Here is an 8,428-nt window from a genome sequence, read left to right as displayed (position 1 = left end):
GTTCTTGCATAACCCTTATTGGAAACGTTACCGTTTTCATATCATAGCCCTCGTAATAGTGAAACCTTCCATTCATCAGCATTACAGGATATCCATGAATTTCACCAAACGACAATTCACCTTTGTGACCCGGTGCGGTTGAAAGCGGAAATCCAGGTATTTCTGCATAGGAAATTGACAAGGCATTTTCTAAACTCTCTGCAATTCCACTAAGTCCTGATCCCAATATAATTGCTATTTTTGGGGGTTTTTGAACTTTTTCGAGAAGAAATTTAGCTGACTTTTTTACATTTGAAACGTATTCGTTCATTTCTTGAATAACTTCTTGAACATTCATAATATTCCTCCTTTCAGGTCTATCTCTTATCTTATACATTATATCAGAATCGAGAAAAGTCCACCAGAAGATGCTATAATTTCACCGATATAAAGAGTCATAATTGAATTGAAAGGAGAGTTTTGGATGCGATTTACAGAATTATACGCTCCCACATTAAGAGAAGCCCCTTCCGATGCTGATCTAATCAGTATCAAATTGCTCATACGCGGAGGATTTGTTAGAAAAGTTGCTGCAGGTGTCTATGCATATTTACCTTTAGGGCTCAAGGTGTTGAAGAAGATCGAAAATATAGTTCGGGAAGAAATGGATAGAATTGGCTGCCAGGAATCTTTGCTTCCTATTATACAGCCCGCAGAACTATGGCATGAATCGGGAAGATGGGATGATTACGGTCCAGAGATGATGAAGTTGAAAGACCGCCATAAAAGGGATTTTACCCTCGGCCCCACACATGAGGAAATAATAACGAGCCTTTTAAGAAGTGAGCTCAGGTCTTACAGGCAATTTCCGCTTTCTCTTTATCAAATTGCTGTAAAGTATCGTGATGAAATCAGGCCGAGATTTGGATTGATGAGGGCAAGGGAATTCATCATGAAAGATGCTTACAGCTTTCACACCAGCTGGGAATCATTGGATGAGGCTTACAAAAAATTCCACAGTGCATACTCCCGTATTATGAAGCGAATTGGTTTAAAATATCTTGTGGTTGAGGCTGATTCCGGTGCGATTGGCGGAAACGAATCTCATGAGTTCAATGTACTCGCTGAAAGTGGAGAATCAACACTGCTTTATTGTGACTGTGGCTATGCTGCCAGTGATGAAAAAGCAGAATACTTGGTTCCAACCCTAAAGCGCTCAACAGAACAAATGCTATCGCTTGAGCGCGTTGAAACCCCGGGGGTGCGAACCGTGGAAGAAGTCGCAGCTTTTTTGGGAAAACAGCCATCCGACATAGTTAAGTCTCTGCTTTACCATAGCAAAAAGGGGTATGTTATGGTACTTATCAGGGGCGATATGACGCTAAATGAGTCCAAGTTGAAGGCGCATCTGGGCGATCAAAGCCTCCGGCTTGCAGAACCGCAGGAAGTTTTCGAATCTTTTAGTGTGCCGATAGGCTTTATCGGGCCTATTGGAATACCCGGTAGTGTTGATATCGTTGCGGATTATACTGTAAAGCCGTTGATGAATTTTGTTGTAGGTGGTATGAAAGAAGGAACACATTACATCAACGCTTGCTATGAAAGAGATTTTGAAATAAACAGGTGGGCTGACCTAAAAATGGTTCAAGCTGGGGATCCCTGCCCAAAGTGTGGCAAGCCACTTATGAGCACCAAAGGCATTGAACTCGGTCATATTTTCAAGCTCGGCACGAAATATTCCGAAAAGATGAACGGGTATTTTACCGATGAAAACGGCGATAACAAGCCCTACATCATGGGCTGTTATGGGTGGGGTGTTTCAAGAACCCTCAGTGCGAGTGTTGAACAGCTGCACGATAAAAACGGAATTATTTGGCCTCTTTCTATTGCGCCATTTCAGATAGTAATATCGGCCCTTAACACGTCTGACGAGCAAATCATGAAAGTTAGTGAAGATCTCTATGCAATTCTTCAAGAAAGAGGTTATGAAGTGCTTTTAGATGACAGGAATATTTCGCCTGGGGTCAAATTCAAAGATGCCGATCTCATTGGTATACCTTTGAGAATCACGGTAGGAAGAAAGTTGAAGGAACAAAAGCTGGAGTTAAAATTGCGCACTTCCCCAGCGCAAGATGTTGAAATCGATGAGAAATACACAGAAGTTCTTGAAAAAATCGCACAACTCTTGGACGAATATGCCCAAGGAGATTTTCTGGAGGTAAGATAATGGGAATCTTTTCAAAAATGAAGCTAGGATTGAAGAAAACAAGAGAATCCATATTTAAGCAGGTAAGAAAACTTCTCAAATTCAAAAAGCTTGATGAAGAGACACTTGAAGAAATCGAAGAGCTTTTGATTACGTCTGACATGGGTGTAGAAACAGCCAGCGATGTTATTGAGCAGTTAAAAGAAAAATCCGGTGATTACGATAGCCCAATTGAAGCCCTAAAAGATATTCTAAATGATTTGCTGAAGATGAATCATACTGAGCCAATTGTTGAAAATCCACCATTGGTGATATCTGTTGTTGGTGTAAACGGCACCGGAAAGACAACAACGATCGGGAAACTTTCAAAACTATTTGTGGAACAAGGAAACAGGGTTGTACTTGCAGCGTGTGATACTTTCAGAGCAGCTGCTGTTGAGCAATTGAGACTATGGAGTGAAAGAATGGGTGCCGATTTTATCAGTCAAGGTCAGGGGGCAGATCCAGCAGCAGTTGCCTTCGATGCGGTTAGCCATGCAAAAAGCAAGTCAAAGGATATCGTGATTATTGATACTGCCGGAAGGCTTCACACCAAGCATAATTTGATGGAAGAGCTCAAAAAAATCCATCGCGTCGTTAAAAAAGTCATTCCGGAGGCTCCTCACGAAGTTCTTCTGGTGATTGATGCGACCACCGGACAAAATGGCCTTGTTCAAGCAAAAAAGTTCATGGATGCCGTTGAAATAACAGGCATTGTTTTGACGAAGCTTGATGGCACAGCTAAAGGTGGAATTGTATTTGCCATTGTAAAGGAGCTTGGAATACCTGTAAAATACATTGGTGTGGGTGAAGCCATAGATGATTTGAAACCTTTCGACGCCGCTGAGTTTGTAGAAGCCCTTCTAGGCACCGAAGAATTAGAGGAAAATGAGGTGTAGAAAATGGGATTCACGATTAAGAGCAGTTATGCTTTAAGGGCATTGCAGGAACTTGCAACATCTTCCGAAAATGGGGAGGAAGTAACATCACTTTCTGAAATTGCACGAAAGAACAATATTCCCAGGGATTTTCTTGAAAAGATTTTTGCTGAATTGAGAGAAGCCGGCTTTGTTAAATCGACAAGAGGAAGATACGGTGGGTACACCCTTGCGAAGAAACCTGAAGAAATAAAGTTAAAAGCCGTGATCTTAAAACTCGATAGACCAATGAATTCCTATGTTTGCCTGCAATCTGATGAAGAATGTGATATTGATCCTAACTGTGTTGTCAAATATGTGTGGGTGAGGCTCTACAAAGCCATGATGAGAGAATTGGGGAATATGACATTGAAGGATATTGTGGACCTTTCTAAAAAAATAAAATCAGGTCAGAATACTGAGGAGGCACAAGATATGCTTGGTGACTCTCCTTCGGGTGATGCTAAGTGAAGCGGGCGGTGTATCCTGGATCTTTTGATCCAATAACCTTTGGCCATCTAGACATTCTCAACAGAGCTTCCAGAATCTTTGACGAAGTTACTGTGCTGATAATGAACAATATAAACAAAGACTATTTCTTCAATTGGAAAGAACGTCTTAGCATGGCAAAGGAAGCCATCAAAAAATATAGTAACGTGAAAGCTGAGATGTTCGACGGTCTTCTTGTGGAATATACACGAAAGAATGAAATTACCATTCTCGTAAGAGGACTTAGAGCTGTTTCTGATTTTGAATACGAGCTGCAAATGGCCCATATGAACAAAGCCATGTGCCCGAATTTGGAAACGGTATTTCTCATGACTGACTCTAAATACTCGTTTATCTCTTCTACTATTGTCAGAGAAGTTGCCAAATTTGGTGGTGATGTATCACCCTGGGTTCCCGAATATGTGGTACGGGCTTTCAAGAAAAAACACGGATAATGCTCCCATCATAGATCTTGTGTTGTCTAAAACTTTGTATTTTTGACGCGAAGGCATAGTTGGATTATGTGTTTAACTTCTTTGAAATCTCAAATGTGATACATGCGTTATAATCCTAAAGAGAATACTTAATTGTCTGATAAAGGAGGAGCAAAAATGGCTGAAAAAATCACTGCCTCAATGGTGAAAGAATTGAGAGATATGACAGGAGCAGGGATGCTCGACTGTAAGAAAGCTCTAATCGAAACTGATGGCGATTTTGAGAAAGCAAAGGAGTATCTGAGAAAAAAAGGCGCATTGAAAGCGGACAAAGTAGCCGGGAGAGCCACAGGTGAAGGCATCATTTATTCTTACATTCATCATAATGACAAACTTGGTGTTTTGCTGGAACTGAATTGCAATACCGATTTTGTAGCAAGAACAGAGGAATTCAAAGAGCTTGCTCATAAACTCGCTTTGCAAATAGCTTCCATGGCCCCAAGATGGGTAGCAAGAGAAAATGTACCGGAAGATGTGATAGCAAAGGAAAAGGAAATCTATGCTGAACAGATGAAGAATTCTGGTAAACCTGAAAATGTTATCGAAAAGATAATCGAAGGCAAGATGGAAAATTTTTACAAGGATAACTGCCTTCTTGAGCAGGAATATGTCTTTGAAAAGGGCAAGACTATAAAAGAACTCATTGTTGACTTGATTGCTAAAACGGGTGAAAATATTCAGGTAAGCCGCTTTGTCAGATGGGAACTCGGAGGCGGCTCTAATTAACATTATGGAGGTGAGCATTGCTCACCTCTTTTTTTGGGAGGTTCGATATGTATAAGAGAGTCCTCTTGAAATTGAGTGGTGAAGTCTTTAGTGGTGAAGGTAATAAGGGATTTATAAAAGACAGGATAGATTATCTACTTGGCGAACTGAAAAGTGTTGTAGAACATGGTGTTGAAATGGGTATTGTCATCGGTGCTGGAAACCTTTTCCGTGGGGCTGAACTGTCAGCACTTCGCGCAAAGGCTGCAGACCAAATCGGGATGCTTGGAACACTTATCAACGCCATATACCTGAAAGAAATTCTCGTGAACAACGGGATAAAAGCAGTGGCAATTTCATCCAGTGTCAACTCTCCGTCTTTTGAACCTCACAAATACGATTTGATTGAAAGGTATTTTGCGACAAACCACGTGGTTATTTTTGGAGGTGGCACGACGCTTCCATATTTCACAACAGATACAGCTGCGGCAATCCGCGCCATTGAAATTGACGCCGATGTACTCATTAAGGCGACAAAGGTTGATGGAGTATACAATAGAGATCCGAAACTGTACACCGATGCCAACCGGATTGGCAAGATAACCTTCAAAGAAGCCATAGAAAAAGGGCTAAAAATAATGGATAAGGAAGCATTTTCGCTTTGCCAAAGATATAAAAAACCCGTGATTGTTATAAATTTCTTTGTTCCCAATAGTCTGTTAAGTGCTATAATAGGCGAGAAAACAGGAACATTGGTTTTACCTGATTAATTTTAGGAGGTGTGGTTGAATGTATGCTCAAATAGTTGATTTAATGGCAAGAGAAGTGCTTGATTCAAGGGGAAACCCAACTGTCGAGGTTGAAGTCTGGCTTGACGACGGTACGTCAGCCCGTGCAATGGTCCCATCGGGTGCATCTACTGGAAAGTTCGAAGCACTTGAGCTCAGAGACGGTGACAAAAAGAGATACCTTGGGAAAGGGGTACTCAAAGCCGTTGATAACGTGAACGAGACAATCGCTCCCGAGATCATTGGCATGAATGCACTTGACCAGATATCTCTTGACAATGCTTTATTGAAACTCGATGGAACTGAAAATAAAGACAAGCTTGGTGCCAATGCGATTCTTGGTGTCTCCATGGCAGTAGCAAGAGCCGCCGCGAGTTACCTTGACATGCCTCTCTATAAATATCTTGGTGGTGCTTATGCAAGGCAGTTACCCGTTCCCTTTATGAACATCGTCAATGGTGGCAAGCATGCTGATAACAACCTTGACATCCAGGAGTTCATGATAGTCCCGGCGGGCTTTGATACATTCAGAGAAGCCCTCAGGGCTGGAGTGGAAACATTCCACAATCTCAAGAAACTCCTCAAATCAAATGGACATGTTACCGCTGTTGGTGATGAGGGTGGATTTGCACCAAACCTCGGTAGTAATGAAGAAGCCATTCAATATATCATAAAGGCCATTGAAGCAGCAGGTTACAAAGCCGGGGAAGAAATCTACATTGCCCTGGACAGTGCCGCAGATTCCTTCTTTGATGAAGAAAAGGGTGTATATCTTGTTGACGGAAAAGAAATGCCCGCTGAAGAGCTTATAGCTTATTACGAAGATCTGGTTAAGAGATATCCCATACTCAGCATTGAAGATCCTTTCCACGAAGAAGACTGGGATGCTTTCAGCAAATTCAATAAAAGACTTGGCGATAGGATTCAGATCGTTGGTGATGATATTTACGTGACGAATCTAAAAAGATTAGAAAAGGGCGTAGAGCTTGGGTGTTCTAACTCTATTCTCATTAAGCTAAATCAAATTGGCTCTGTAACGGAAACTCTTGAAACCATAGAATACGCGCAAAAGCGTGGAATGAGTTGTGTGATCTCACACAGATCCGGTGAAACTGAAGACACCTTTATAGCTCATCTCGCAGTTGCCACGAATTCTGGCATGATCAAAACGGGGTCTGCTTCCAGAAGTGAAAGAATCGCCAAATACAATGAGCTTCTCAGGATTGAAGAAGAATTGGGAGAAGTTGCTGTGTTTGCTGGTATAAGCTCCTTTTACAATCTTTGATAAATTTGGACAAAAAGGCGCGGGAGTTTTCCCGCGCCTTTTTTGGAGGTATTTGAGATGATTTTAGACGTGATTGGGCCCATAATCATTGGTCCATCGAGTTCCCATACCGCTGGAATGGTGAGACTCGGAAGAGCCTTCAGATGTCTTTTCAGCGAAATTCCGGCAAACAGGAAAGCCCTGAGAAAAGTTGAATTCAGGCTCAACAAATCTTTGTTCAGCAGCCACAAAGGGCATGGAACCGATCGTGCACTTGTGGGCGGTGTTATCGGCTATTTTGAGTGGCAGGAAGAAATTCGCTCTTCACTTGAAATCGCACGTTCCTTGGGTATAGATATTGCCTTTTATAGCGATTCATTTGAAGGCAGACATCCCAACACAGTTATGATATCGGGAAGCTCAGACACCGAAACACATTATTTAATAGGGGCTTCTACGGGAGGGGCTTGTATAGAAATAACAGAAATCGATGGTGCTCCAATGAACATTTCTGGAATATATCCTACACTGATTATAAAAAATCTCGATACTCCTGGCGCTCTTTCAAAAATCGTTGAAGCTATTAGTACAAAAGGAATGAATATTAGCAATTTGTTCCTGGTACGAACGAATAGGTTGAAGAATGAAGCTACCTGTATAATCGAGCTTGATAACGTGCCCGGTAATGAACTGTTATCCTTCATAAATAGATTAGATCCTGTGCTATATGTAGCTTATTTGCCTATAATCGCCAACCTTAGTGGATAATTGAAAAGGAGTATCTCTATGGATTTTAGAAAACTTATCGATACCGCTATAAGTACCGGCACAGATTTGTATGAAATCATTGCCAATTGGTATATGTTGGAAAGCGGAGCTTCCTCAAAAGAGCCCCTCGATTTCTCAAAAAAAATGATAATGGCTATGCTGAAGGCTTATGAAGAGCGCAGAAAAGAATCGGTTCCCTCGCTAACAGGCTGGACTGGAAACATTGCTGAAAAACTCAGGGATTACACCCCAAAATTTCTCAACGAGCGGTTGCTTTATGCACTCGAAGTTGCAATTTCAATGGCAGAACACAACGCATCCATGGGAAAAATAGTTGCCTGTCCTACTGCTGGAGCATGTGGTGTTGTACCTGGCATTGTATTGAGCCTGAAACGATTTGATAATGTTAGTATTACTAAGCTTAGTCAAGCCCTTGTAATAGCAGGAGCCGTTGGAGAATGTATAAAGGAAAAGGCTTCCATTTCTGGTGCAGTTGCTGGCTGTCAGGCTGAAATTGGCACTGCAACTGCTATGGCTTCATCTATAATAGTTTACATTACCGACAGTACCAATTATGAAGCACTGTATTCAGCCCCAGCCCTTGCTCTAAAATCTCTAATGGGACTTGTATGTGATCCTGTGGGTGGGTTTGTAGAGATCCCTTGTGTGAAAAGAAATGCCTTTGGAGTTTCAATTGCCTACACAGCGGCTGAAATGGCACTTGCGGGCATAAAGTCGCTCATACACTTTGATGAAGTAGCCGAAGCAATGGGAAAGGT

Annotated in this window: 9 protein-coding genes and 1 pseudogene; 9 read left to right on the top strand and 1 reads right to left on the bottom strand. The window is 41.7% G+C overall.

Annotation, left to right across the window (positions count from 1 at the left end):
* A pseudogene (locus tag AC3LHT_RS03935) lies at positions 1 to 337 on the bottom strand (nucleoside phosphorylase-I family protein); the annotation flags it as partial.
* 126 nt (positions 338 to 463) lie between these two features.
* Between AC3LHT_RS03935 and AC3LHT_RS03930 the strand changes: the two are divergent.
* The 9 genes from AC3LHT_RS03930 to AC3LHT_RS03890 form a co-directional block, all read left to right on the top strand.
* Positions 464 to 2,206: a proline--tRNA ligase gene (locus AC3LHT_RS03930; RefSeq protein WP_290646242.1), complete on the top strand. Its 1,743-nt coding sequence runs from the start codon at positions 464 to 466 to the stop codon at positions 2,204 to 2,206.
* Positions 2,206 to 3,123 carry a signal recognition particle-docking protein FtsY gene (gene ftsY / locus AC3LHT_RS03925; protein WP_290667330.1) on the top strand — a complete coding sequence of 306 codons (918 nt, stop codon included), beginning with the start codon at positions 2,206 to 2,208 and terminating at the stop codon, positions 3,121 to 3,123. The genes AC3LHT_RS03930 and ftsY overlap by 1 nt, the downstream gene beginning before the upstream one ends.
* Before the next feature lie 3 nt (positions 3,124 to 3,126).
* A complete protein-coding gene (locus AC3LHT_RS03920) occupies positions 3,127 to 3,612 on the top strand; it encodes an RrF2 family transcriptional regulator (protein WP_290646246.1) in 486 nt (161 codons plus the stop codon).
* Positions 3,609 to 4,085 carry a pantetheine-phosphate adenylyltransferase gene (gene coaD / locus AC3LHT_RS03915; RefSeq protein ID WP_290646248.1) on the top strand — a complete coding sequence of 159 codons (477 nt, stop codon included), beginning with the start codon at positions 3,609 to 3,611 and terminating at the stop codon, positions 4,083 to 4,085. Before AC3LHT_RS03920 ends, coaD begins: the two co-directional genes overlap by 4 nt.
* A gap of 156 nt (positions 4,086 to 4,241) precedes the next feature.
* On the top strand, positions 4,242 to 4,850 hold the full coding sequence (gene tsf, locus AC3LHT_RS03910) for a translation elongation factor Ts (protein WP_290646250.1): 609 nt from the start codon (positions 4,242 to 4,244) through the stop codon (positions 4,848 to 4,850).
* A gap of 47 nt (positions 4,851 to 4,897) precedes the next feature.
* Complete coding sequence (locus tag AC3LHT_RS03905; protein WP_488662045.1) at positions 4,898 to 5,599, top strand: amino acid kinase family protein; 702 nt, start codon at positions 4,898 to 4,900, stop codon at positions 5,597 to 5,599.
* Between the two features lie 19 nt (positions 5,600 to 5,618).
* On the top strand, positions 5,619 to 6,902 hold the full coding sequence (gene eno, locus AC3LHT_RS03900) for a phosphopyruvate hydratase (protein WP_488662044.1): 1,284 nt from the start codon (positions 5,619 to 5,621) through the stop codon (positions 6,900 to 6,902).
* Between the two features lie 57 nt (positions 6,903 to 6,959).
* Positions 6,960 to 7,649 (top strand): serine dehydratase beta chain, encoded by a 690-nt coding sequence (locus tag AC3LHT_RS03895; RefSeq protein WP_290646256.1) that lies wholly within the window; start codon positions 6,960 to 6,962, stop codon positions 7,647 to 7,649.
* 18 nt (positions 7,650 to 7,667) lie between these two features.
* The coding region (locus tag AC3LHT_RS03890) for an L-serine ammonia-lyase, iron-sulfur-dependent, subunit alpha (protein ID WP_488662043.1) at positions 7,668 to 8,428 on the top strand (761 nt) is incomplete at its 3' end.

Source organism: Kosmotoga sp. (assembly GCF_982836095.1).
This window is presented reverse-complemented; position numbering and strand designations above follow the sequence as displayed.